Source organism: Vibrio sp. TRT 1302 (assembly GCF_050113875.1).
In the GTDB taxonomy this organism is placed as follows: Bacteria; Pseudomonadota; Gammaproteobacteria; order Enterobacterales; family Vibrionaceae; genus Vibrio.
In genome coordinates this window covers 60,994-85,093 of sequence record NZ_JBNJOF010000005.1, presented here as the reverse complement: position 1 = coordinate 85,093, position 24,100 = coordinate 60,994, and the positions used below count along the sequence as shown (strand labels likewise).

Sequence of the window (24,100 nt, the reverse complement as noted above, 5' to 3'; positions counted from 1 at the left end):
GATTTATTATACTGTTTATATGTACAGTTTATTCCGGTCGTCGAAAGTGGATAAGAAAACGCGAAAAATCATACATATAGACATGGATTGTTTTTACGCGGCAGTGGAAATGCGTGATAACCCTTCATATCGTGGACGGCCACTCGCCGTCGGGGGGCATGAAAAACAACGTGGTGTGTTAAGTACCTGCAATTATGAAGCGAGAAAGTTCGGCATCCGCAGTGCAATGCCAACCTCTAGAGCATTGCAGTTATGCCCACAGTTACTTGTCGTACCGGGAAGAATGCATGTCTACAAAGCGGTTTCAAAACAGATACACGCTATCTTTTCACGTTACACAGCGCTTATTGAGCCCCTGTCTCTTGATGAAGCGTACCTCGATGTGACGGATTGTCCTTTACATAAAGGCTCGGCAACCCTAATTGCTGAAGCTATTCGTAGCGATATTTGGAATGAGCTACAGCTAACGGCATCAGCGGGTATCGCGCCAGTAAAGTTTCTCGCCAAGATTGCTTCCGATATGAATAAGCCCAATGGTCAGTATGTGATTCCTCCGGATAGAGTTCAAAGTGAGATAGACAATTTGCCATTAGAGAAAATTCCGGGGGTTGGCAAAGTGAGTCTGGAAAAACTCCATCAAGCTGGGTTGTATGTAGGGCAAGACGTCAAAAACAGTGACTATCGCGATTTACTACTCAAGTTCGGCCGGCTTGGAGCCTCGTTGTGGAACAAGAGTCATGGTGTTGATGATCGTGAAGTCGTGGTTGAAAGGGAAAGAAAATCGGTTGGGGTCGAGCGTACATTTGCCGAAAACATTTTTTCATACGATGAATGTTGGCGTGTCATAGAAGACAAGTTGTTTCCTGAATTAGAACAAAGGCTAGAAAAAGCATCGCCAGACAAGGCGATCATCAAGCAGGGGATTAAAGTTAAATTTGCTGATTTTCAATTAACGACGATAGAACATATTCACTCGCAGTTGGAGTTAGAATATTTTAAACAGCTATTGCATGACATTCTTAAACGTCAACAAGACCGAGAAATCCGATTACTGGGTCTAAGCGTGATGCTTAAACCCGAGGAACAGAGTAAACAACTGAGTTTTTTTTAATCTAGGCTTTCTACCCTCTGCCTAACCTCACTGAAGGGGATGGCTTCAAGTTGACCAAATCCTGCTAAAGAGCGTGCCTTGATCTTGGTAAATACAGGTGTGGTGATCCCACAAAGAAATTTTGTTCTTAGATTGAGCGACAAAGGCGCACGAGCTTTGGTATCCAATTGAGCCAGCCATTCACGAACTTGTTCTTGATCAGTTTCGCGTTGTACTAACTTGGGTAAGTGTGCGACTTCGCCACGACAAACACTACAGTGGTTGCAATTGGAAGGTGCGTGTTTATCGCCAAAATACTTGGCCAACCTTGCGCTAAGGCATTGACTTGATTCAAAGAAATCCAGCAGTTCTCGAATACGATTCACATCATTGGTTTCTTTATTTTTAAACAGAGAGGATAGTTTCTCAGCGAGCTGCGCGGTCGTGCTGGCTTTTGACGAAACTCGATAGACCTCAGTCATCAGTTTACTTTCTAGCTCTATCCAGCCTTTCTCGTTGAAGTAGTTGAGTGCGGCTATGGCTCTTGAACGATCACCTTGGAACTCTCGCCATAAGGTCTCAAAATCGACCTGACACCAAGTACGAGCTTGGGGTGAACAGTTAAATAGAGCGGTAATAAACTCACGACGTTGTGGATCAAAATGATTCACAATGTTCTGTTTATCGGTGAGAAACTTAAAACGATAGTCCGCGAAATAGCTGTATTGTGACTCTATGACACCTTCCATCTCCATGTACACTAATAACGTTTTCAACGGAAGCTGGCGAATATTACTTTCTGTCGAGAGTCTGCTGAGCACGACTTCCCATTGAGGAGATGAGTCAATCGCTTGTTTGAGGACAAACTCAATTTCGCTTGTCTCAGGCGTGTCGCCAAAAATAAAGTTCTCTAAGGTGCTGATGCTATTTTTGTTCGCGAGTAATACGCATTGGGACGGGTGCCCGTCTCGTCCTGCACGACCTATTTCTTGCGCATAGTTTTCGATGGATTTGGGCAGATCGAAGTGAATGACTCGGCGAATATCAGATTTGTCCACTCCCATTCCAAAAGCGATTGTCGCGACAATACAATCTAGCTGCCCCTGCATAAATTGATTTTGAATCTGTTCACGCGTTTCATTGCCCATGCCTGCATGATAGGCACTGACGTTAAGGTCATTATCAGCCAGTAAGCGGGCAACCTGCTCGGCAGTATTTTGCAGGGTCACATAGACAATGGTGGGCAGTTTTGAGTTTGACTTAATTAAACTCAGCAGCGCTTCAGGCTTGTTTTCGTCCAAGCATGGTGAGACAGAAATATCGAGATTAGGACGATAAAAGCCAGTGACAACAACATCATCAGGTTCAATGGAGAACTTGCTCTGCATATCCTCGATAACCGTTTGTGTGGCTGTCGCGGTAAGCAATAGGACTTGAGGTATATTTAATTCTTTCAGATAGTGCGGCAGTTTGAGGTAGTCTGGACGGAAATTGTGGCCCCACTCAGAGATACAATGAGCCTCATCGACGACCAGCAAAGATATAGGTACTTGGGAAATAAACTGCCTAAAGCGCTCATTCTTCAGCCTTTCGACAGAAATCATCAAAACCTTGGTATGTCCTTGTTTTACCTGATTCATGATCTGTAAGGACTCTTCACGGGTTTGGCTAGAGTCAATGGATGCCGCAGGAATTTGTTTACTGTTCAGGAAGGCGAGCTGATCCTTCATCAATGCGAGCAGAGGAGAAACTACCAAGGTCAGATGAGGCAAGACGACAGCGGGAAGTTGATAACAGAGAGATTTGCCTGAACCGGTAGGAAAAATTGCTGCACATGATTGCCCTTGCATCACTTTTTCGATAACCGCTTGCTGCCCTGTACGAAGTGATTCGAAACCAAAGGTGTGAAGGAGTGTCTGCTGAAGATCGAATTCGTGGTTGGGGCTAAACATAATACTTGATTCCAGTATCTTTAAAGGGCAATGAGCTCTATTCTAAGGGCATTAAAATGATTGGAACATGGTTTTAGTATGAATAAGTTGGAACTAAAACGCATTATTCTGGATTTGCTAGAACAAAAATGGCAAATCGCGCAAAGCTCAGTTCAAAGGGCGATTGAATCGGCGACGGACGAAGAAACGGTTCCTGAGCATAAGTATGACACTTTAGCCCTTGAGGCATCATATCTTGCTCATGGTCAGGCAATGCGCTTACAGGAATGTGAACAAGAAATTCGCGTGATGAAAGAACTTGTTTTGCCTATCGAGCCAGAAAAAGTGGCACTCGGATGTGTGATTTCATTACTGGACGATGACGATCAGAGCAAACGCTTTTTTATCTCACCATGTGCAGGTGGTTTAAAAGTGTCAATCGACGATGAGAGCGTCACATTAGTAACGTTTGATTCGCCATTAGGCCAGACTCTCAAGTCAAAGAAAGTGGGAGATGAAGTGGCTTACAAGGTTGCCGGTGTAGAACATTGTTACGAGATTGAAACCATAAGCTGACAAACATCAAACGATTTCTGCTATGGTAGGCATCAATAACTGCTCGAGAGGTAACAATGAAAAAAGTATTACTGACATTACCTTTATTACTTTCCAGCCAAGTTTACGCTGCACAGTGTAAAGTTGACTTAAAAAACGAAATTCACTTGAATGGTGAGAGAATTGAAATTCACCAAGTTGGTGGTGAAACCGCGGTTGTCGATGCAGACAATGGCCTAACGATTCATGGTGAAAAAATTGAGTTGGATGATAGCCAGAAACAAGCTATTGCCCAATATCGAGAAAATATTAATGACTATTTGCCTAGAGCGAAGCAAATCGCCCAAGATGGCTTAGCACTCGCGAATGATATTGTTGATGATGTGGCAGAGAGCTTTGACGCGCCAGAGGCGTTTGATAGCGTCAAAGAGGCTATGAAGCAGTTTTATGCCGATATTGAAGCTCGATACTACAAGAATGGTGATTTGGTTTTACCCGCCGAAAGCTTTGGATCGCTAAATGAAACATGGGCTGAAGACTTAGAAAAAGCCAAGGCACTGTTTAATGAAGAGTTTATTACGAGTGCCTTTGATGCGATGTCAGCGAAAATGAAGGCGGAAGGTGGACTTAATTTAACTGAAATGGCCAACTCAATGGCGGAGCTTAAAGAAAGAGTTGCTAAACGTCTTGCCGAGCATGCGGCTGAAGTTGAGCAGCAAAGTGAAGATTTTTGTGATTCTCTTGATCAAATGGCGGAGCAAGAACAGCAACTTCACGATAAGATCCCGCAATTGAAGGATTACCAAATCTTCACCATCTAATCAGATTTACAATTTCGATTGTATTGAATAAAGAGCGCCTGTACGGCGCTTTTTTTGTATCTTGAGTGTTGAAGTGGTGAATTATTGTGTGATTTTTGCACATTTAGGGCTAATTTGTTGCAGATATCCTGAAAACTACCTGTGTGTGTTGATTGTTTAGTTTTAACTGGTGTTTTATACTTGTGTACTAGTTAGCTAGTTCATTGGTGCGAATAGGTTGTATGGCTCAAACAAATAACACACAAACACGTGAGCATTTTGGTTCTCGTCTCGGTTTCATTCTTGCTGCGGCAGGCGCTGCGGTAGGTCTTGGGAATATTTGGGGCTTCCCTACTCAAGCCGCCAGCAATGGCGGTGGTGCATTTCTGCTAGTTTATTTAGTGATGATTCTAGTGGTTGCATTTCCCATGTTGGTCGTTGAAATGGCAATCGGTCGATATGGTCAGGCAAATCCAGTAGATAGTATGCGCTCACTTACTAGTAACCCTCTGGGTAAAAAAGTAGGGGCAACGGTAGGCTGGATCGGATTAAGTGTGCCAAGTGCAGTATTGGCTTTCTATAGCATTGTAGGCGGCTGGCTAATTTGCTTTTTACTGGGAGCCATCACCGACGTTCTAGGGTTTGAGCTGGCAACCGCTTGGTTTAAGGGATTTAGCGTAGAGCGTAATTTGTTCGGCACGATTGCATTCTATGTTCTAACCGTATTGATCGTTCAAGGCGGTGTGAAACAGGGGATTGAAAAGTGGTCAACTCGCTTGATGCCAGCACTATTTGTTCTATTTGGTCTGCTATTTATCTATATCATGACTCAAAGCGGTGCGATTGAGGGGTTAAAACACTATTTGATACCTGACTTTGAAAAGGTAATGGATCGAAAACTCATTTTGGCAGCGATGGGGCAGGGCTTTTTCTCGCTTACGATTGGTGGTTGTTCAATGCTTATTTACGGCTCTTATTTGAGCAAGAAGGAAAATCTGCCAAAGATGGCGATGAATGTCACCTTAGTTGATACAGCAGTGGCGTTTATCGCCGGTCTAGTGGTTATGCCTGCTATGTTTGTTGCGATGCAAAAAGGTGTGCATATTTACGCGGAAGATGGGTCGTTATTGAGTTCGGATACCTTAGTTTTCACCGTATTACCTCTGATGTTCGATAGTTTAGGTTTGTTGGGCCAATTGTTTGCCATTGTCTTTTTCTTACTGTTGACTATCGCGGCTTTGACGTCATCAATATCTATGCTGGAGTGTCCAGTGGCGTTGGTTAGTGAGCGTTTCAATACCAAACGTAAGACAACAAGCTGGGTTTTGGCTGGGCTTATCGCTCTGTTTAGTATTGTTATTGTTTACAATTTTGGCGCTATGTTTGGGGCGGTAGCAACGGTGGCGACTCAATACTTGCAACCGGCCGCAGCGCTGTTGTTCTGTCTGTTTGGTGGCTGGGTGTGGAGCCGAAATAGCAAAGTTAAAGAGCTAGAACAGGGGTATCCTGAGTTCACTCAAAGCTGGTTTGGTAAAGTATGGCCAATTTATGTCAAGTTCGTTTGTCCAGTACTCGTTGCCACCGTGATATGGGCATCATTTGGTTAAAGCAAAGCTCAATTTGCTAGCGTAGCCCGCGTAATGCGGGCTACGTTAGAGAGTAACGCCACCGTTACTTCGTTCTGATACAAATGGCGGTCTGATAGGTGATTGGGAACAATGACCAAACAAAGCGGACTTCCATCATTTTTCCTGGAAACCAGTATTTCCATTTAAAAAACACGTCATCAGCCATGCCATATCCTACCTCGGAGTAACCGGTGTAGTAGAGATTATATGGCGCTTCTCTTACACGTCTTAGTGGCCTCGTCATCGGGCGTTCATTCGATCTGACGAGTCGCCAGTCGGAGTAACCTGCGTAGGTTGAATTGAAACATGCATTCCTTCCTTCCTGACGGTTGTAGAATGGCCCCCATTGTGTGTAGTACATGTGGCTATACGTCTCATAAACAGGCTGAGTTGGCCCGTATATAACCGCTACGGACTGAGAACAGTTTGAGACATATGTTGGGAAGCCATAGGCAAAACCGCCTATCGAGCAAGAGCGCACAGAATTTGTGCCAGTGGGCAGAGAAATACCATTTAGGGTGCTCACTAAACTATCAGAGAAATTGGCGCTTAAAACGTTACCGTCTTGGTCTTCAACTTGATGGTACAGGAACGAAAACTCGCCTTGTAAAATAGTAAACTCACTTGTTGCCCAGAATGTATCGCCTACGTTTAGGTTCTCTCCACCGTTGATGGTGTCGGTAACATTCCCTGAGTTAGCCTGAATGCTTCTACTATTTACCTGATTAGCAGGTCTGTAATAGCCGGAGCACTTAGCGGCTTGGTTGCCTTTACGCACACAAAATCTGACGGAAGATAAGAGTGCATTGTTGGCGATATAGTAAGGCTTACTCGATACGATAGAGCCGGAACGTGTCTGCCAGTAGATAGATCGAAAGGTTGAATATGAATCAAAGTTGGTGGCAATTTCTTGGTCGATCATGCCTGTAAGCATGATGTTTTGTCTATTTTGTATCGTTACTTCGCTGGCGTGTACCCAGCTAGAACAAACACTAATAAATAGTACTAGGATGAACTGCTTCATTATTTTTCTCTTATTGTGGGAGTAAAGTAGTGGGCAGCTAAGTCATATGAAAATAACTTGCCGACTTCAAATACCAATGACTATTTAAGACGCGTGCAAATCGCTGTGCCATATGTGATTTGCTGTGGTGACCAGATGAATTTGTGTTCGACAATTTGGCCTGTGGTCGCGTAAGTCCAGTAGAAGAATGTGTCTTCAGCCATACCCACCCCCGCTTCATATTCCCCCGTATATTTGAGATTGTAAGGTGCCTCTCGGACGAGATTTAAGGGGACTGTCATTGGGCGCTCGTGAGATCTGACTAAACGCCAATCGGAGTAATTAGCGTAAGTAGAGTTACTGCAGGCATCCCTTCCTTCCTGTCGACTGTTGAATGGCCCCCAATGGGTATAAAACATTCGGCTATTCGTTTCGTAAACAGGCTCAGCATTGGCATCGATAACATCGATAGGTTGAGAGCAGTTAGAGATGGAGGTAGGGAAGCCATGGGTAAAACCACCTATCGAGCAGGCACGGACGGATACTGTATTTGTAGGCAGAGTGATATTACTTAAGGTGCTTACTGAATTTTCAGTGAAACTGGCACTTAATACGTTGCCATCTTGATCTTCAACTTGATGGTACAGGAACGAAAATTGGCCTTGTAAAACGTTAAAGACACTTGTGGACCAGAATGTATCGCCGACATTAAGGTTCTCTCCGCCGTTAACATCGTGGGTAATATTCCCTGAATTTAGTTGGATGCTTCGACTGGCTCTCTGTTTGCGAACTTGAACATAGCCAGAACACTGAGCCACTTGGTTGGTATTTTGGACGCAGAATCTGACAGAGATAGAGCGGGGCTTATTGCTTAAAAAATAGGGTTTGTTGGAGACAATTGCTCCCGAACGTAGCTGCCAATAGATGTTTCGAAACTGAGAGTTTGGGTCAAAGTTGGTCGCAATATCATTGTTTACTAAACCAGTAAGCATGTTATTGCTGTGGCTGTTTATTGTCACTTCGTCAGCAAATACTGAATAGGAAAAGAGACTAATAAAGATAGTAAATATAAACGTTTTCATTGATTCGTACCCTGATAAGGCTGTATTTGAGAAGCAGGCAAGCTAATCAATGACTTCGCTTGCCTACTTGGGGGTGTTCGCAATTCCATTTAACTGGAGCTAATTACGCTTTCTTACACACAAAGTAGCCGCGATAGTATGAGTTTGCTCCTGATGAGAATTCGGTGTTTCCGCTTGGTAACGTTAAACCGCCGACAACCCCCATACCGCCAGGTATGAATGACCATGGATGAGCCGTATCATCGACATTTGTCCAGTAGCCAGTGGTGGTAGGCCAGAAGTTACCAGGAGTGAACTCACTTGAGTTGGCAAATACTTCCATTTCATTTTGATCAAGCGGCACAATGTTGTTGCCGATAGAGCGACAGTACTGCTCAAGTAGGTTGTTGCCTGAGTTATCAATACGTGGGCCTGATACGAACGTTTTAGTTTGGCTCCCCGATGTTACCGTCTCTGTTTGTTTAAAGCTGACGTTTGGGAAAAGCGCATTAAACTGGGCGGGTGATGGCGGGTAAAAGTATGTTGAGTTGGCGGTTTCTAGGTCGCCATCTCTAAGCATACGAGACACACACTTACTATCATCGGTAATGACCGGAGGGAAGGTATCAGTGACTAGTAGATCTGGACAAAAATTGATGACTTGTGTCCCTGCTCCAAGGTTTACTTGAGCGCTATTGGTGATTGTAAAGTCTGAATACCCTTCATTGATCGGTACGTGCAGCGAAACGAGTGCTACACCATCTTGGTCGGTAATACGTGGAACCAAGCCCGTTGGAAGTGGGCCTGAATTACCCGCCCCAGTATAGGTAAAGTTAGTCACTGTATTCACTGTGTTTGACGATGTGAGTAAAATTTCATCACTAAACTGGCTGCTGTAGTTCCAGAAGGCATTAAAAGGGGCGATCATACGAGCGCCTCTAGTCATAGCACTTCTTGGGCTCTGAGTTGCAGCATTGGCACTGGTTACACGCAGTGAGTTTGAGCAGTCCATTCGATTACTGCTCACCTTACAAAGCTTCACTCGTTTACCGATGAGATTGTTTCTTGGCGAATAAATTAAACTATGTGACAGAACTTTATTGCGTTGATCAAGCCATACATAGTTATTGACTGAGCCGTTTAGATTGTATTTTTGTAGTGGTTTATTATCACTTCCACTTGCAAAAATGGGCACGCCAGCTGGGGTGACACTCGATGATCCTGAGTAGCTTTCGATATCGATCGCAAATGCAGAAGAGCTAACAGCTAATGCCAATATTACGCCTGCTATCTCTCTATGTTTTATTATGTCCATAGTTGTCCTTTAATCTTAATTGTTATTTCGTAAACTGACGAAGAGGATGGTTATTGGTTCTAATGCCAATTTTATAATTCTCATTCACTTAATTAATGGTTGGTTATTTTATTCAGTATTTAATTTATTAATTAGTGCTTTTTTAGATTGATGATATTTTTAGTTTCTAATATGAATGGGGATCAATTAATTAATTGTCATTTTTGATAAGTAATTTAATTTCTATAGGTTCATTTCTTGTTATATATAGTGTTTATTCTCTTTTTTAATAAGATAATTGGTTGGGTTGCGTAGGGTAAATTCCCCTTTCTAAGGAAGATATTACAAATATTCTCAGTGATAGGGAGTGGGAATTGAGTGGAGAGAGTAGGTAAGTTGCATAAAAACAACTTACCTACAAGCTAGATTAGCTTATTAAACTTAAAGCTTCTTACAGACATAGAAACCACGGTAGTAAGAGTTCGAACCTGAAGCAAACTCAGGGGTACCACTTGGCAATGTAAGACCGCCTACCACCCCCATTCCGCCAGGGATTAATGCGGCCCAAGGATGAGTACTGTCATTCTGATTCGTCCAATACCCGGTAGTGACAGGCCAGAAATTACCTGGGACAAAATCACTTGAGTTGGCAAAAATTTCCATTTCATTTTGATCGAGAGGAACGATGTTCTCACTGATGGCGCTACAGTAGCTTTCGAGTAAGTCAACCCCTAAGTCATTGATACGCGGAGCGGAAACAAAGTTTTTAGACTCGCCATTAAACGTTACAGTTTCGGTCTGAGTAAAGTTGACATTAGGGAAGAGTGCGTCAAATTGAGCGGGCGATGGCGGATAAAAATAGGTCGAATTGTTGTTTTCAATGTCACCATCTCTGAGTAGTTTTGAGATACATTTGCTATCCGAACTTAGTGTTGGTGGGAACGTGTCGGTCACTAATAGATCGGGACAGAAGTTAACGATTTGAGTATCAGCGCCAAGGTTGACATTGGCGATGAAGGTAAAATCAAAATCTGAATAGGTAGGGGCCATTGGAACATGCAATGAAACGAGTGCATTTCCATCTTGATCGGTAATACGAGGTACTAAACCAATTGGAAGAGGGCCACTGGTTTGCTGTCCACTATAAGTAAAGTGGGTGGTTGTACTGAATGATGTTGTTGAGATCAGCAGAATGTCATCATCAAATTGGCTGCTATAGTTCCAAACACTTTCAAAAGGAGTAATTGAGCGAAGTGCTCGATTACGATCATTGCCAGACGATATCATTGTTGAATTGATGACTTCCAATTCGTTTGAGCAATCCATCTGTTCGTTTTTTACCTGGCACAATTTAACTTCACTGCCAATATGAGTGCTTTTAGGTGTAAAGATTAAACTTTGTGAAAGAACATTGTTCAGTTTATCTACCCAGACATAGTGATTGACTGAACTATCTGGGTTGTACTTTTGTAGCGGTTGTCCATCATTTCCGTTAGCAAAAATAGGGGTGCCCGCTGGAGTTGCAGTAGATGAGCCAGAGTAGCTTTGAATATCAATTGCAGATGCAGATGAACTGAACGCAAGAGCCAATATCAAGCCTGTGTACTGCTTATATTTATTTCCTGATTTCATGAATAGATTTCCTTTGTTTATATTAATTAATTTGTCAACTGACTGGTTTTGATTGTGTACACCTCCTAGTATCAATTTTTACTTATTTAGTGATAGCTTGTTGATTTTTAACTTAGCGGGTTTTTTAGCGATTTTTTATTACTATTTTTTTGTTTGTTTTCTAATGTGAATGGATGTCAATATTATTATTGCTAAATTAGAGTTATGACGAATGAGTGCTTTCTTATTGTTTTGTTTGTCATTTTTGTCTTTGGTGTTCTTGTTTTATGTGAGCCACATATTTTGCGCTTTTTAATATATGAGGATGTTAATAATGTTTTTATGCGGGGGAGTTAAAGTGTATTTCTGGTTTTGGATATAAGTTAGTGGTGTTGATTGCCTTCCACTAACTTATATTTTATGGCTATTGTCTGATGCAAATATAGAACCCGCGATAGTAAGAATTTGGCGCAGGGCTAAGTTGAACGTTATTGTCTGGCATGATGCCGCCAACCACTCCAGCTCCATTGAGAATTGTTGCTGACCAAGGTGGTGTGTCGTCATTCTCATCGGTCCAATATCCTGTATTTTTCGGCCATGTTGAGTCGAAAGTATCAGACTCGAGAAAACGTGTTAGCTCTTCTTCGTTTAATGGTCTCACGCCCTCGCCAATTGCATCGCAATATTTAACGAGTAAATTATTGTTATTACCGTAGATTCTAGGGCCAAGGATGTATTGTTTAATTTTGTTACCATGCACAACACTCGTCGTGTTTTTGAATAGAACCTCATTAAACAAAGCTTGGTATTGTGCAACTGAAGGAGGATAAAAATAGATGCTGTTCTCAGATTCAATGTCGCTATCGCGTACCATTTTCTCGACACATTTTTCGTCATCGATAACAAGAGGGGGAACAGTTTCTATGGCAAAAATCACCGAGCATAACCTTATCATTGTGGCGTCTCCGAGGTTTGCGTTGATAGAAAAAGTGGCCTCAAAGTCTGAGTACGTTCCTGGATTTGGATACGTAGGTGGGATAAAAACCAGATCTGAGCCAGTCGCAACGTCGATTACTCTTACACCGACAGACCATGGCATGGGGCCGCTAATTGTGTGTGCTGAACCTGTAAAGTGAAAGGATGTTTTAACATCCCATTCCACTCCGTAGCTATAGATAATGTTGCTCTCAAAGGTGTTTTGGTATTGCCACAATGAGCTGAGTGACGTCGATCTGCTGTATGAGCGGTTATTAAGACTAGGGTCTGTCACCGTTAGCTGATTGGAACAGTCCATGGATCTATTCTTTGCTTCACATAGGCGCACCTCTTTGCCTACTCGTTCTTTCCTAGGAATAAAAAATAGATTTTCTGATAGGAATTGATTTTCATTATCTAACCATATGTACCTTTTCAGTTCACCGTCGTGAGTATATCTACTTAAAGGTTCGTCATTATCCCTAGCAATTATTGGCACATCTATTGGCGTCGTTTCTAAAGAACCCAAATAGCTTTCTATTTGAATTGATGCATAGACGGAAGGAGGAATGAACAGAATGGATAAAGCCCAAATGACAAATTTACTGTTCAATTTATTTATAATGAACATTGTTAATACTCCATGTGATTTTTATTGAAGTAATTACAATGTAGAAGGGTGTTTAGGTTAATAAAGAATATAAGTTTATTATGGAAGGCTAATCAATAATTTTATTACCTTAAATGTCAATGTCGTGTAATCGGAATTTTTGTTTGTTAGTTTGTGGGTGGTTTTGTTGTAATTAAACTTAAATCTATCAAATTTAGCACTATCAAAAATGGCATATGGGGATATTGTAATGACAAATAAGTTATTATATCTCTTTGCATTTTTTTCAATTAATAGCTACGGATTTTCTAACAATGATGTCAAATTCGGTTTGGGAGTGGGTGGTTTGTTTAGTGAAAATATTTGCAATACCAAAGAGTACACCTGTGAGCGGACGGCATTAAGTTATGAACTATTTTCAGAGTTTGACTTTAATCCATATTCGATCCGAGCTAATTTTTCTAACTTTGAAGCGTTGGTTGCGTATAACTATTCATCTTCTGAAACCAACAAGATAACCATCAGATCCTTGGGTATCGTCCCCTATTACAATATCAGTTTGAGTCAGTCACTCAATTTAAAGCTCGGTCTAGGACTTTCAATGTGGCGTGACGACAAATATGATTCTTACTTTGGCGAGAGCATCATTCAATCCTTTATCATTGAAAAAAGTATAGATGGATTCGATCTTGGCATCGCATTTAAGATTGATTTCTATCCAAACTATTACAAATCAAGTTCGGACTTACTTGTTGCCGGCATCCAGATAAATACGGGGTTCGCGAGTTCGCCAGAATATGTTGATGCATCACACTCTCCTTCGGTTATTGACTCTCCGGCTAGTTATGCCGAGGAGCAAACCATCACCATCTATTTCACCGATAATTCGAGTGAGCTCTCCAATGCACAAGCACTTTACGAGTTCGATGATGGAGATTACTTCGTCGTTTTCGGCTATCGGGCTGACAGTGAGCGGATTATTACTTCCATTGAGCGAGCAAGAAACATTGAACGTATCCTGAAGTCCAGATATCCCAACTCTAAAATAGACGTTATCAATATGTCTGATCACCATCCGCTTAGCGATTCCTATCCAAATAAGAATATAGAGCAAGAGCGGAGGGTAAAGTTGAAAGTTTTCAAACTAGCGCGAGATTGATGTTATGCGCCCTCAAGAGCTTTTTTCATTACTATTTACTTGCCTGCTACTCTTTGGCTGCAAAGGAGGAGGGGACAGATTATTTGATAGTGGAAAAACCCTAGTGGGTAAATCTGAAATATCTGTCCGCTTACAGAGTAATCCAGCCGTGGGCAGTATTATTGAACCACAGGTAGACTTCATTGATCATCAGGGGGATCGCTTTCCGATCGATGCGAGGTTAATTGAATGGAATGTGAGTGATCCTAGCATCGCATTTTATGACAAGAGCTATCAGGCATTGATCTTTATACAACGCGGAAGTGTCGATATTACGGCAAAATATTCTGGCTTAGTGTCGAATACGCTCAATGTTCGGGTTGAGGACGAAAAGGTGGTAGGCGTTAAGTTAATCGCACTCGCAACGTCGATTGAAATAGCGTACTCACCCAATATGAATACGGGAGGGGGGCGCAATTTTTACGCGAGTGCTGAGTATAATAACGGTCAGGTCGAAGATGTCACCGATATCGCGAACTGGTCTGTTAGCGATAACTCTGTGGTTATGCTTAATCCTATGTATAAAGGAGGAGTGCTAGCTGTCGCGGAGGGGTTAGCCGATGTGATCGTAGAATACCAGGGATATCAGGATCAGATTGAAATTTATGTTTATGACGCGGATATCACTAACTACCCAGTAGAGTGTGGGATCTCAGAGATTGTTGTGCTTTTACCTGAACAGCGTAAGGAGCTTACATTTAAATGCCCTCCAATTCATCAGCGAATTGGCGATTATAATTCAACTCAAACTATGGGATATCCTTCCGGCATCATTAATGCGATTCTACCTTGGTTCACTTTTCAAAGTGCAGAGCGCTATTGTGAAGGGATCGGTTACCGACTGCCAAATTGGAAAGAGCACATTGCGTTGCGCGCTTATATTAATTCAGGGATAACCTATCCATATGGTCCCTACCTTGATTATGGTTGGCCTCAATTAGGTTCGTATTGGTTAGCCGATTATTCGAAGTCCCCCGGGTTACGCTATCAATCATCATTGTCGTCACACCTGAAGAGGCTCGTGGATGAAAATGATTGGCACAAGGTAACGGCACTTTGTGTTAAAGAAAGGCCGCTCGTCTTTTAGATGTGCTCAGAGTGTTTAACGTTGATAGTGAAACCCACTTGAATGTCAGTGGATAAAGGTATCTCAACGTCAGTATTTGCAACAAGTTGAGATACCTAAATAACGCTTATGAAGACGTAATTTGACCTGTTGTGAGTGGGTCAACATCCAGATCATTCACTTTCTCAATGAATTCCTCTACCACCTGTTCTACTTCTTCGTCATCTTGTTCAAAGTAGGCTAGGTTGAATATTGCATCACCCTCGTTGACCAGTGGCAGTGTTTGTTGACCGATAACAATACCGCCTTTGCGGGCGATAAGTTCGATTTCACTGTGTCCTAGTGGAGCACTGATGTATGCCAATACTTGCCCTTTTTCGACTTTCTCACCCAGAGTCACCACAGTGCGAAGAATACCGTCACTTTCCGCACGCAGCCAACTGGTAGACTTAGCAATAACGTGTGTTGGCAGTTTTTTGCGACTTGAGCGTAGCATACCGATAGCCTGCATTACTCGCTGAACTCCAATAAATCCAGCACTGATACAGATTGGCTCAAAGCGTAATGCTTCGCCTGCTTCATAGGTAAGAACAGGGATACCCAGACGTTCAGCTTCACTGCGTAAAGAGCCATCTCGCAGAGGAGCATCAATGATCACTGGAGTCGCAAATGCCTGAGCAATACGAAGTGTTTCAGGATTGCTCAAGTCGGCACGCAGTTGAGGTAGGTTGGTTCGGTGGATGGCACCCGTGTGGAGGTCAAGTATGTAGTCACAACGTTTGGCTACCTGAGAGAAAAATGTGTATGCCATACGTGATGCTAGTGAACCTTTTTCACTACCAGGGAAGCAGCGATTTAAATCTCGTCTATCAGGTAAATAGCGTGATTTGTGAATAAAACCAAAAACGTTAACTATAGGTACAGCAATGAGTGTTCCTTTTAGCTTGTTAACGTCAATGGTGTTAATCAGTTGTCTTACGATTTCAACTCCGTTGAGTTCATCACCGTGGATCGCCGCATTAACCATGAGGACTGGTCCTGCTAGCTTGCCGTTGATGACCTCAACCGGAATGGATAGTGGCGAATGGGTATAAAGTCTTGCTGCATCTAACTCTATGACCTTACGTTCTCCCGGTGAGATAGACTCACCGAGAAATTCAAAAATGCTATTTCTTTTAGCCTTTGCCACGAGTTTTAGTCCTTTTACTTGCCGCATTTTTCTCTATGAATTCGACAATCATTCCAGCAATGTCTTTACCAGTTGCGGTCTCAATACCTTCAAGACCTGGAGATGAGTTTACTTCCATGACTAATGGACCGCGGTCTGATCTTAATAGATCCACACCGGCCACATTTAGACCCATAATTTTAGCGGCTGCAACTGCTGTACGGCGTTCAGTTGGGGTGATTTTTACTAATGATGCGCTACCACCACGATGTAGGTTGGAGCGGAATTCACCCTCTGCACCTTGACGTTTCATAGACGCAATCACTTTATCGCCAATGACGAAACAGCGAATGTCAGCACCGCCAGCTTCTTTAATGTACTCTTGCACCATGATGTTCGCTTTAAGACCCATAAAGGCTTCAATAACACTTTCCGCCGCTTTACGAGTTTCAGCTAAAACAACACCAATACCTTGAGTACCTTCAAGTAGTTTTATCACTACTGGAGCACCACCAACCATGTCTAAAAGGTCTTTTACATCGTCAGGTTTGCTTGCAAAGCCAGTAATAGGCATACCAATGCCTTTACGTGATAATAGCTGCATCGAACGCAATTTGTCACGCGAGCGAGTGATTGCGACCGATTCGTTAACTGGATATACGCCCATCATCTCAAACTGACGTAATACCGCAGTGCCATAAAATGTAACCGAAGCACCAATTCGAGGAACAATAGCATCAAAGCCAGATAGCTCTTCACCTTTAAAGTGAATTTCTGGTTTGTCTGAGTTGATATTCATATAACAACGTAGCGCATCAATCACTTTTACTTCGTGACCACGGATTTTTGCCGCTTCAATTAGACGCTTCGTTGAGTAAAGAGTCGAGTTGCGAGACAGAATACCAATTTTCATTATTTGTTTTCCTCGAAAGGGACTAAAAACGATTCTACAGGGTCGACGATGATACGATTATGCATTGCTGTTCGACCTAATAACATGCGAAAAGCCATATTTTCGCGATTAGTTAAAGTAATTTCTATTGGCCAACTTTTTCCGCCAAGTTTTATTTCTGATTCGATAACATAGCGTGACTCTTCATGTCCGCCCGAATCACGAACTATACGTTCATCAATAACTTTCGCTTCACATACAGTTTCGAAGTCCGTGTTATGTTGCATTGGGTGTATCCAGAATCTAACCCAAAGAGCTTCGTCCTTTTTAAAGCTCTCTACTTTGAATGCGTGTAAGCATGAGGTCCTGGCTCCGGTATCAATTTTTGCATTAATTTCTTCAATACCTAAACCCGGCAGGCTGAGGGTTTCTCGCCAACCTACTAATAGTTTTTCTTTCATCGCAGTAACAATATATTTAGAGAGAATTTAAGACACTCTAATGAAGTGAGCATCCCCGACATAACGCGGTTGACTACCGATTATATGGCTTGAAGAGGGTATGAGAATTTACCCTAAGGCGCTTCAAGGACGGCGACTGTAGCAACCATGCCATGGTGTGACTAACGAATTAAAATTGCCGTCACAACAAATTATACTTATTAAACAGTAGTATATAAAACAAAAAAAGCCAGCTAATGTGAGCTGGCTTTTTGAATTACTTTTACTAATGGAACAGTGAATATTATTTATTAGGAATTGCTTCTAATAATGCCACCATTTGGTCCCAGAATAGAGCGACAGTATCGATCTTAACCTTCTCATCTGGAGAGTGTGGGAACTTAATGGTTGGGCCAAAAGAAACCATATCCATATTAGGGTAAGGTTCTTTGAATAAACCACACTCAAGACCTGCGTGAATGACCATGATGTTAGGCTTGTGTCCGTAGATACCTTCATACATATCGCGGAAGATAGCCATGATCTCTGAGTCAGCATCTGGTTTCCAACCTGGATATGCACCAGAAAACTCGATATTTGCACCAGCGAGGTCAGCAACAGAAGTCAACATACCTTCAACTTGTTGGCGACCAGAATCGATCAGCGATCGTACTAGGCATAGTACGTTGATGTGATCTTGTTCAGTCGTTACAACACCAACGTTTAGCGACGTTTCAACAACGCCTTCTATCTCATCACTCATACGAATGACGCCATTCGGGCAAGCGTTCAATGCCGCAATAAAACGTTGTTGGTCAGCAATGGAAAGCACTTCTGACTGAGTTTCGATTGCTTGATTAAATGAGACAATGTCAGTTTCAACTTTACCCAGTTCGGTTTTTATCAAGTTGGTATAGAAGTCAAACAGTTCAGCCAGTTTAGCTTCGTTTTCCGCTGGAATTGCGACGGTAACAAATGCTTCACGAGGGATCGCATTACGTAAGCTACCACCACGGAACTCAATTAGGCGAAGATCTAACTCTTGAGCATGACCCGCTAAGAATCGAGCAAGTAATTTGTTGGCGTTCCCGCGACCTGTGTGGATATCACAACCAGAGTGACCGCCTTTAAGTCCTTTGAGGATCAGCTGGCGAGTAACAAGACCAGCAGGAATAGCTTCACGAGTAATATTGAACGTCATTTCACCATCGATGCCGCCCGCACAACCCATGTAGACTTCACCTTCTTGTTCAGAGTCTGTGTTTAGAAGAATATCGCCTTCCAACCAACCCGCTTCCAAACCAAATGCGCCAGTCATTCCTGCTTCTTCATCAATAGTAAGCAGAACTTCGATTGGACCATGTTTGATCTCTGTTGAAGCAAGCACCGCTAAACAAGAAGCCATACCAATGCCGTTGTCAGCACCTAGTGTCGTACCTTTTGCGGTAACCCATTCCCCATCTATATAAGGTTGGATAGCATCTTTTGCGAAATCATGATCTGTGTCTTCGTTCTTCTGCGGCACCATATCGATGTGCGCTTGGAGAACAACACCTTTCTTGTTTTCCATGCCTGGTGTCGCGGGCTTTTTAATGAACACGTTACCTGTTGGATCACGACGAACATCTAGGCCTTGCTCTGTTGCCCAGTTAACAATGTACTGTGCAAGGGCTTCTTCATGCTTTGAAGGGTGAGGAATAGAACAGATCTTATCGAAAAACTGCCAAAGTGGAGCAGGTGATAAGTTGCTGATTTCAGAATGGAATTCAGACACGGATGACTCCTTTTTAAGAATAATGCCAGATCATATGATTTGTAATCTTAATAATGTAGAGAATTAATCTGCATCTGGCCTATTAAGTAGAGGCACAGAATATCACTCCCAGAGTCGCGGGTGTAGTGAAACCGCAGCTGAATTATCTTGTGGCTATCACAGAATGCGGAATTGTCTCTACTACGGTATGTGGCTAGATTCGTATGAAATGTAGGAAAATACAACATCAAGTTGATAATTCTGTAATTTAATTACGAAATTATAATGATCCTTATCAAGTTTTAAATTTTTTGTGACTTTAATCACTTTAATGCTTGTAATTAAATTTCTTTGAGGTATATTTGTAACCAACTTCCCAAGCGAAGAAAGAAATGCTCAAAGGATGAGTCCGATTTGTCGCCTCCAAGGAACCGAGAAATCAATATTTGTAATCTGTTTTAATTGATTTAGAAGGTGATAGTTATGAAAGGTTTACCAAGTGCAGCGTTCTGGCTAAACAGCTCTGTTTACACAGGCAGCTTTACTTACCCAACAAGCTTCGGTTACTAACCCTAAGCTTGTCACTCTCGAACAGTTTGTTCACCCCTATTATTGGAATTTTTTACGGCTCCTATATAGCTGACATGATTCAACCGCCACTCAATCTGAGTGGCGTTTTTTTATCTATCCTTTTCCTCTACTCAACATATTTCTTGATTTAGGTGTATCGACCTATCTACCTACTTATTACGCATTTAGGCACATATTTGTTTGCTTTTTCGCGTGAGTTTCCTAAGAAGAGTTTTCCGTTTGAGTAAAAAAATGTCTTTTGAAAACTCTCTACTCAATGATGTTTATTGACTGAAATAAAACAAGAAAACACGTTTGCCTCTCATTGTTGTTTGTTTGAAATGTCGTTTTACAGTTAGAAATATTGATTAGAGTCATAATTCTATCTGGAATTTACTATTTGATGACTTTATAATTCGAGCCAATCGATTACGCAACCGTTTACTTTTTACCCTTTTAGGATTCGATCATGTTCGAAAAACTGTTCAAGCTCAGTGAAAACGGCACCAACGTTAAAACTGAGATCATCGCTGGTATTACTACTTTCCTGACGATGGCCTACATCATTTTTGTCAACCCAGCAATGCTTGCAGATGCAGGTATGGACAAAGGTGCTGTGTTCGTAGCAACCTGTCTTGCAGCAGCGATCGGCTGTTTCATCATGGGTTTTGTCGCTAACTACCCAATCGCACTAGCTCCGGGCATGGGCTTGAATGCCTTCTTCACCTATGGCGTAGTGTTAGGCATGGGCCATTCGTGGCAAGTTGCTTTAGGCGCGGTATTTGTATCGGGTCTGATTTTCATGGCGTTGAGCGTATTTAAGATCCGTGAATGGATTATCAACTCAATCCCAATGTCACTGCGTACTGGTATCTCTGCGGGTATCGGTCTCTTCTTGGCTTTCATCGGTCTACAAAATTCAGGTATCGTTGTTGATAACCCAGCAACACTTGTTGGCCTAGGACATATTACAGGTTTACAACCAGCTCTTGCTGCACTGGGCTTTTTCCTGACCATTGGTTTGGTGTACCGCGGTGTGCGCGGCGCGGTTATGATCGCGATTCTTATTATCACTGCATTGGGTCTAATCGTGGGTGATGTTCAGTGGGGCGGCTTCATGTCTATGCCACCAAGTGTTGCACCAACATTTATGCAGATGAATATCGTTGATGTCTTTGAAGTGGGCATGATTTCAGTTGTATTCGCGTTCCTTTTCGTTGACCTATTCGATACCGCGGGAACACTTGTTGGCGTTGCAAGCAAAGCAAACCTTATTAAAGAAGATGGCAAGCTTCCACGTTTGAGCAAAGCGCTTTTGGCTGACTCAACGGCTACGTCTGTTGGTGCAATGATCGGTACTTCAAGCACGACTTCGTACGTTGAATCAACAGCAGGTGTGGCGGCTGGTGGCCGTACTGGTCTTACTGCTGTGGTTGTTGGTGTGCTGTTCCTACTGGCGCTATTCTTCTCACCATTGGCTGGTATGATCCCTGCCTACGCAACGGCTGGAGCTCTGTTCTACGTTGCGATTCTAATGATGTCAGGTCTAGTGAGCGTTGACTGGCGTGACCTAACAGAAGCGGCTCCGGTTGTTGTGACCTGTCTTCTTATGCCACTGACTTATTCAATTGCTGAAGGTATTGCTCTTGGCTTTATCTCTTACGCAGCGATCAAACTGCTAAGTGGCAAAGGTCGTGATGTTTCTATGAGTGTTTGGGTTCTTTCTGCGGTATTCATTATTAAATACCTAGTCGCTTAAGCGCTAACTCAGTGATTTCGTTCGCTAGTTAACCTCAAATACGCTATTTTTCGCCATAACAGTTGCTCTGTTATGGCGATTATTTTTGTAGTAGAGACAAATTCCCCATTGGTATTGTATGTCGCATCCGTTAAAATAATCGTTTGCGTAGCTTTTCCCCAGATATGTCTGGTGCAATCGTCCTGAGATTCTTGACGCGTTGCTGGGATGCAGATTTTAAAAATTATTAGGTTATTACAATGAGTAAAAAATTCATCATCACTTGGGACCAAATGCACACGTTCTGTCGCGAACTTGCTGAAAAACAGATGCCAGCAGAGCAGTGGAAAGGAATTTGGGCAGTGAGCCGTGGTGGTCTTGTTCCTGGCGCAATCCTAGCTCGTGAGCTGGGTATTCGTCATGTTGATACTATCTGTATTTCTAGCTACGACCATGATCACCAGCGTGATATGACGGTTGTTAAAGCACCTCAAGGCGATGGTGAAGGCTTCCTTATTGTTGAAGATCTTGTCGATAGCGGTGACACGGCACGTAAACTTCGTGAAATGTATCCAAAAGCCAAGCTGATCGCAGTATGTGCTAAGCCAGCGGGTGTTGAACTGCTGGATGACTACGTTGTCGATATCGCTCAAGACACATGGATTGAGCAACCTTGGGATATGTCAATTCAGTACGTAGAGCCAATCAATCGTAAGCAAAAGTAGTCGCTAGATTGATATCTCAGCAAATAATTGATGAATGACCCTTTATTGGGTCATTTTTTTTATTACTATTTAGAAAATGATTTTAATTAGGTTGTACTAATGTCCGAGGAAGTCAGTAAGAACCTCTCAGAAACCTTATTCGCTAACCATAAGCAAGCGAAAGAGACTTCTGCGTTGACCCAATACATGCCAACAAGCGAGAAGTTTCTTGAAGAGAAACAGTTGAAAGATGGTTACAAGTGGTATCGAAACTTACGCAGAATGCAGTGGGCGTGGCAGGGCTTAGATCCTATCGAAATAGAATCTGTCCTCGCTAAAATTGCGGCTTCGAAACATTCACGTACTCATGATGAGTGGCTCGACACTGTGATGGGGTATCACAGTGGTAACTGGACATACGAATGGACGAAATTGGGGATGCTACACCAGAAGCGTTCTGCCGAGCTAAAGGGCGAAATGGCGGCAGATGAGCTATTTAATGCGTCACTCTGTTTTAGTATCGCAGGCTACCCACATTTGAAAAATGATCGCCTTGCGACTCAAGCTCAGGTATTGGCAAGTAACGCTTATACTGAAGCCACTAAAAAGACCGGATACATTGTTAAGCGTATTGAAGTGCCGTATCAGAAGAAGAGTATCGTTGCCCATCTCCATCTGACCAGTACAGAAAAGCCTCAGCCTGTAGTGATGGTCAGTGCTGGCTTAGATAGCCTACAAACAGACTTGTGGAGTTTGTTCCGCGATCATTTGGCGAAAAAAAATATCGCAATGCTCACGGTCGATATGCCTTCGATTGGACACAACATCCATTGGAACCTGACTGAGGACACTTCGTGTTTGCATCAGGCTGTGCTGAATGAGTTGTACAGTATTCCATGGGTCGATCATCACAGAGTTGGTCTGATTGGTTTTCGATTTGGCGGCAATGCGATGGTGCGTTTGTCATTTATGGAGCAAGATAAAATCAAAGCGTGCGTATCATTAGGAGCACCTATTCACGATGTCTTGTCTTCGCCTGCTAAGTTAAAGCAGATGCCCAAAATGTACTTAGATGTCTTGGCATCGCGTCTGGGCAAAAGTGCGGTGGATATTAATAGTCTCGCAGGTCAGTTGATGGCATGGTCTCTTAAAGTTCAGGGAATTTTGTCTAGTCGTAAAACGCGTGTACCGATTCTCGCTATGAGTTTAGAGAATGATCCAGTCTCACCCTATAGTGACAATCAGTTAGTGGCACTTTTTAGTGATTACGGTAAAGCTAAGAAAATTAGTGCTAAAACAATTACACAAGGCTATGAGCAATCCCTCGATTTAGCGATAAAGTGGTTGGAGGACGAGCTAATTAGATGACATTTCAGCTAATTTAGACAACACTTAATCATATCGACTACCCAGACTTTTAAGTCCTTTCTAGTAGGCGATCATAATAAGTCAATGAATATGGAGATTCATTATGTCTGAACCGACGAAAAGTCCAACGCACTACCGCTTGTTATCAACCCTAAGAGCTATTGGTCCTTATCTACGAGAATCACAGAGCACAGATGGCATGTATATCTTTGATTGCTTGTCTGTGTGTGTAAACGACAAAAAATCCCCTGAACAAAGGGAGTTTTGGGGCTGGTGGTTAGAGCTCGAGAAAAATGGCGACCTATTTGAAGCTCGCTATCGAACTGGATTGTACGATGTGACCGGTGAGTGGCAGGAGAAAGCATTACCGAAAAAAACGGTCGAAGATGTGACGCGCACTCAGGAGGCCTTCCATCAGAAACTGTTAGAAACACTGGATAAGGAGTTCGAAATACCAGTGGGAATGCATAAAGAGTCGGTAGAATTCGTCTAATTTTCGTTGCTTATCATTGTTGTTCACCAAAAAGGCGCTTTTTAGCGCCTTTTCTGCTTGTGAATTTGCCATTTGATTGCTAAAACATCAGGTCTAATCGATCTTGTTAGCCTATCTTCTTGCGCTAGGGTCGTGACGGTTTTGTATTTATT

Annotated in this window: 20 protein-coding genes; 10 read left to right on the top strand and 10 right to left on the bottom strand. The window is 42.6% G+C overall.

The features are described 5' to 3' along the window. The first annotated feature begins 19 nt into the window (after window positions 1–19). On the top strand, window positions 20–1,111 hold the full coding sequence (gene dinB / locus ACQEXP_RS09250; RefSeq protein WP_426969556.1) for a DNA polymerase IV: 1,092 nt from the start codon (window positions 20–22) through the stop codon (window positions 1,109–1,111). Here dinB and ACQEXP_RS09245 read toward each other — a convergent pair. After that, window positions 1,108–3,042, bottom strand: a complete 1,935-nt coding sequence (locus tag ACQEXP_RS09245) for a RecQ family ATP-dependent DNA helicase (RefSeq protein ID WP_426969554.1) — start codon at window positions 3,040–3,042, stop codon at window positions 1,108–1,110. The two genes, dinB and ACQEXP_RS09245, sit on opposite strands and share 4 nt — an antisense overlap. A gap of 78 nt (window positions 3,043–3,120) precedes the next feature. On the opposite strand from ACQEXP_RS09245, the gene ACQEXP_RS09240 reads away from it, so the two are divergent. From ACQEXP_RS09240 to ACQEXP_RS09230, 3 genes are all read left to right on the top strand, one after another. Then, window positions 3,121–3,597, top strand: a complete 477-nt coding sequence (locus ACQEXP_RS09240; RefSeq protein ID WP_426969552.1) for a GreA/GreB family elongation factor — start codon at window positions 3,121–3,123, stop codon at window positions 3,595–3,597. A 56-nt stretch (window positions 3,598–3,653) separates the two neighbouring features. Continuing rightward, complete coding sequence (locus ACQEXP_RS09235; RefSeq protein WP_269376655.1) at window positions 3,654–4,397, top strand: YggN family protein; 744 nt, start codon at window positions 3,654–3,656, stop codon at window positions 4,395–4,397. A 221-nt stretch (window positions 4,398–4,618) separates the two neighbouring features. After that, window positions 4,619–5,983 (top strand): sodium-dependent transporter, encoded by a 1,365-nt coding sequence (locus tag ACQEXP_RS09230; protein ID WP_426969550.1) that lies wholly within the window; start codon window positions 4,619–4,621, stop codon window positions 5,981–5,983. Window positions 5,984–6,047: 64 nt separating this feature from the next. On the opposite strand, the gene ACQEXP_RS09225 is transcribed toward ACQEXP_RS09230, so the two are convergent. The 5 genes from ACQEXP_RS09225 to ACQEXP_RS09205 all read right to left on the bottom strand — a co-directional run bounded on the left by ACQEXP_RS09225 (window position 6,048) and on the right by ACQEXP_RS09205 (window position 12,579). Further along, window positions 6,048–7,028 carry a hypothetical protein gene (locus tag ACQEXP_RS09225; RefSeq protein ID WP_426969549.1) on the bottom strand — a complete coding sequence of 327 codons (981 nt, stop codon included), beginning with the start codon at window positions 7,026–7,028 and terminating at the stop codon, window positions 6,048–6,050. 80 nt (window positions 7,029–7,108) lie between these two features. After that, on the bottom strand, window positions 7,109–8,089 hold the full coding sequence (locus tag ACQEXP_RS09220; RefSeq protein ID WP_426969547.1) for a hypothetical protein: 981 nt from the start codon (window positions 8,087–8,089) through the stop codon (window positions 7,109–7,111). Window positions 8,090–8,192: 103 nt separating this feature from the next. Continuing rightward, window positions 8,193–9,383, bottom strand: coding sequence for a hypothetical protein (locus ACQEXP_RS09215; protein WP_426969545.1), 1,191 nt, complete (start codon window positions 9,381–9,383; stop codon window positions 8,193–8,195). 420 nt (window positions 9,384–9,803) lie between these two features. Next, on the bottom strand, window positions 9,804–10,994 hold the full coding sequence (locus ACQEXP_RS09210; protein WP_426969544.1) for a hypothetical protein: 1,191 nt from the start codon (window positions 10,992–10,994) through the stop codon (window positions 9,804–9,806). A 403-nt stretch (window positions 10,995–11,397) separates the two neighbouring features. Next, window positions 11,398–12,579, bottom strand: a complete 1,182-nt coding sequence (locus tag ACQEXP_RS09205; protein WP_426969542.1) for a hypothetical protein — start codon at window positions 12,577–12,579, stop codon at window positions 11,398–11,400. Between the two features lie 229 nt (window positions 12,580–12,808). On the opposite strand from ACQEXP_RS09205, the gene ACQEXP_RS09200 reads away from it, so the two are divergent. Further along, entirely contained in the window at window positions 12,809–13,717 is a 909-nt protein-coding gene (locus ACQEXP_RS09200) for a hypothetical protein (RefSeq protein WP_426969540.1), read from the top strand. 103 nt (window positions 13,718–13,820) lie between these two features. Next, the gene (locus ACQEXP_RS09195) at window positions 13,821–14,843 is read left to right on the top strand and encodes a hypothetical protein (RefSeq protein WP_426969539.1); all 1,023 of its coding nucleotides are present in this window, start codon (window positions 13,821–13,823) and stop codon (window positions 14,841–14,843) included. Window positions 14,844–14,949: 106 nt separating this feature from the next. Here ACQEXP_RS09195 and ACQEXP_RS09190 read toward each other — a convergent pair whose 3' ends face one another. From ACQEXP_RS09190 to ACQEXP_RS09175, 4 genes are all read right to left on the bottom strand, one after another. Beyond that, window positions 14,950–16,038, bottom strand: coding sequence for a succinylglutamate desuccinylase/aspartoacylase family protein (locus ACQEXP_RS09190; RefSeq protein WP_426969537.1), 1,089 nt, complete (start codon window positions 16,036–16,038; stop codon window positions 14,950–14,952). Then, a complete protein-coding gene (gene rimK, locus ACQEXP_RS09185; RefSeq protein WP_269376669.1) occupies window positions 15,998–16,903 on the bottom strand; it encodes a 30S ribosomal protein S6--L-glutamate ligase in 906 nt (301 codons plus the stop codon). The genes ACQEXP_RS09190 and rimK overlap by 41 nt, the downstream gene beginning before the upstream one ends. Continuing rightward, window positions 16,903–17,343, bottom strand: coding sequence for an ATP-dependent zinc protease family protein (locus tag ACQEXP_RS09180; RefSeq protein WP_269376670.1), 441 nt, complete (start codon window positions 17,341–17,343; stop codon window positions 16,903–16,905). Before ACQEXP_RS09180 ends, rimK begins: the two co-directional genes overlap by 1 nt. Window positions 17,344–17,626: 283 nt before the next feature. Further along, entirely contained in the window at window positions 17,627–19,096 is a 1,470-nt protein-coding gene (locus tag ACQEXP_RS09175; protein ID WP_269376671.1) for an aminoacyl-histidine dipeptidase, read from the bottom strand. Between the two features lie 1,018 nt (window positions 19,097–20,114). On the opposite strand from ACQEXP_RS09175, the gene ACQEXP_RS09170 reads away from it, so the two are divergent. From ACQEXP_RS09170 to crl, 4 genes are all read left to right on the top strand, one after another. Further along, complete coding sequence (locus ACQEXP_RS09170) at window positions 20,115–21,404, top strand: NCS2 family permease (protein ID WP_269376672.1); 1,290 nt, start codon at window positions 20,115–20,117, stop codon at window positions 21,402–21,404. Between the two features lie 239 nt (window positions 21,405–21,643). After that, complete coding sequence (gene tet(34) / locus ACQEXP_RS09165) at window positions 21,644–22,108, top strand: oxytetracycline resistance phosphoribosyltransferase domain-containing protein Tet(34) (protein ID WP_138973473.1); 465 nt, start codon at window positions 21,644–21,646, stop codon at window positions 22,106–22,108. Between the two features lie 99 nt (window positions 22,109–22,207). Next, complete coding sequence (gene frsA / locus ACQEXP_RS09160; RefSeq protein WP_269376674.1) at window positions 22,208–23,455, top strand: esterase FrsA; 1,248 nt, start codon at window positions 22,208–22,210, stop codon at window positions 23,453–23,455. A 103-nt stretch (window positions 23,456–23,558) separates the two neighbouring features. Further along, entirely contained in the window at window positions 23,559–23,948 is a 390-nt protein-coding gene (gene crl / locus ACQEXP_RS09155) for a sigma factor-binding protein Crl (protein WP_269376675.1), read from the top strand. The last annotated feature ends 152 nt before the right edge of the window (window positions 23,949–24,100 follow it).

Bases quoted from the DNA above. Each gene is read 5' to 3' on its own strand.
- dinB (WP_426969556.1), top strand. From the start codon at position 20: ATGTACAGTTTATTCCGGTCGTCGAAAGTGGATAAGAAAACGCGAAAA.
- ACQEXP_RS09245 (WP_426969554.1), bottom strand. From the start codon at position 3,042: ATGTTTAGCCCCAACCACGAATTCGATCTTCAGCAGACACTCCTTCAC.
- ACQEXP_RS09240 (WP_426969552.1), top strand. From the start codon at position 3,121: ATGAATAAGTTGGAACTAAAACGCATTATTCTGGATTTGCTAGAACAA.
- ACQEXP_RS09235 (WP_269376655.1), top strand. From the start codon at position 3,654: ATGAAAAAAGTATTACTGACATTACCTTTATTACTTTCCAGCCAAGTT.
- ACQEXP_RS09230 (WP_426969550.1), top strand. From the start codon at position 4,619: ATGGCTCAAACAAATAACACACAAACACGTGAGCATTTTGGTTCTCGT.
- ACQEXP_RS09225 (WP_426969549.1), bottom strand. From the start codon at position 7,028: ATGAAGCAGTTCATCCTAGTACTATTTATTAGTGTTTGTTCTAGCTGG.
- ACQEXP_RS09220 (WP_426969547.1), bottom strand. From the start codon at position 8,089: ATGAAAACGTTTATATTTACTATCTTTATTAGTCTCTTTTCCTATTCA.
- ACQEXP_RS09215 (WP_426969545.1), bottom strand. From the start codon at position 9,383: ATGGACATAATAAAACATAGAGAGATAGCAGGCGTAATATTGGCATTA.
- ACQEXP_RS09210 (WP_426969544.1), bottom strand. From the start codon at position 10,994: ATGAAATCAGGAAATAAATATAAGCAGTACACAGGCTTGATATTGGCT.
- ACQEXP_RS09205 (WP_426969542.1), bottom strand. From the start codon at position 12,579: ATGTTCATTATAAATAAATTGAACAGTAAATTTGTCATTTGGGCTTTA.
- ACQEXP_RS09200 (WP_426969540.1), top strand. From the start codon at position 12,809: ATGACAAATAAGTTATTATATCTCTTTGCATTTTTTTCAATTAATAGC.
- ACQEXP_RS09190 (WP_426969537.1), bottom strand. From the start codon at position 16,038: ATGCGGCAAGTAAAAGGACTAAAACTCGTGGCAAAGGCTAAAAGAAAT.
- rimK (WP_269376669.1), bottom strand. From the start codon at position 16,903: ATGAAAATTGGTATTCTGTCTCGCAACTCGACTCTTTACTCAACGAAG.
- ACQEXP_RS09180 (WP_269376670.1), bottom strand. From the start codon at position 17,343: ATGAAAGAAAAACTATTAGTAGGTTGGCGAGAAACCCTCAGCCTGCCG.
- ACQEXP_RS09170 (WP_269376672.1), top strand. From the start codon at position 20,115: ATGTTCGAAAAACTGTTCAAGCTCAGTGAAAACGGCACCAACGTTAAA.
- frsA (WP_269376674.1), top strand. From the start codon at position 22,208: ATGTCCGAGGAAGTCAGTAAGAACCTCTCAGAAACCTTATTCGCTAAC.
- crl (WP_269376675.1), top strand. From the start codon at position 23,559: ATGTCTGAACCGACGAAAAGTCCAACGCACTACCGCTTGTTATCAACC.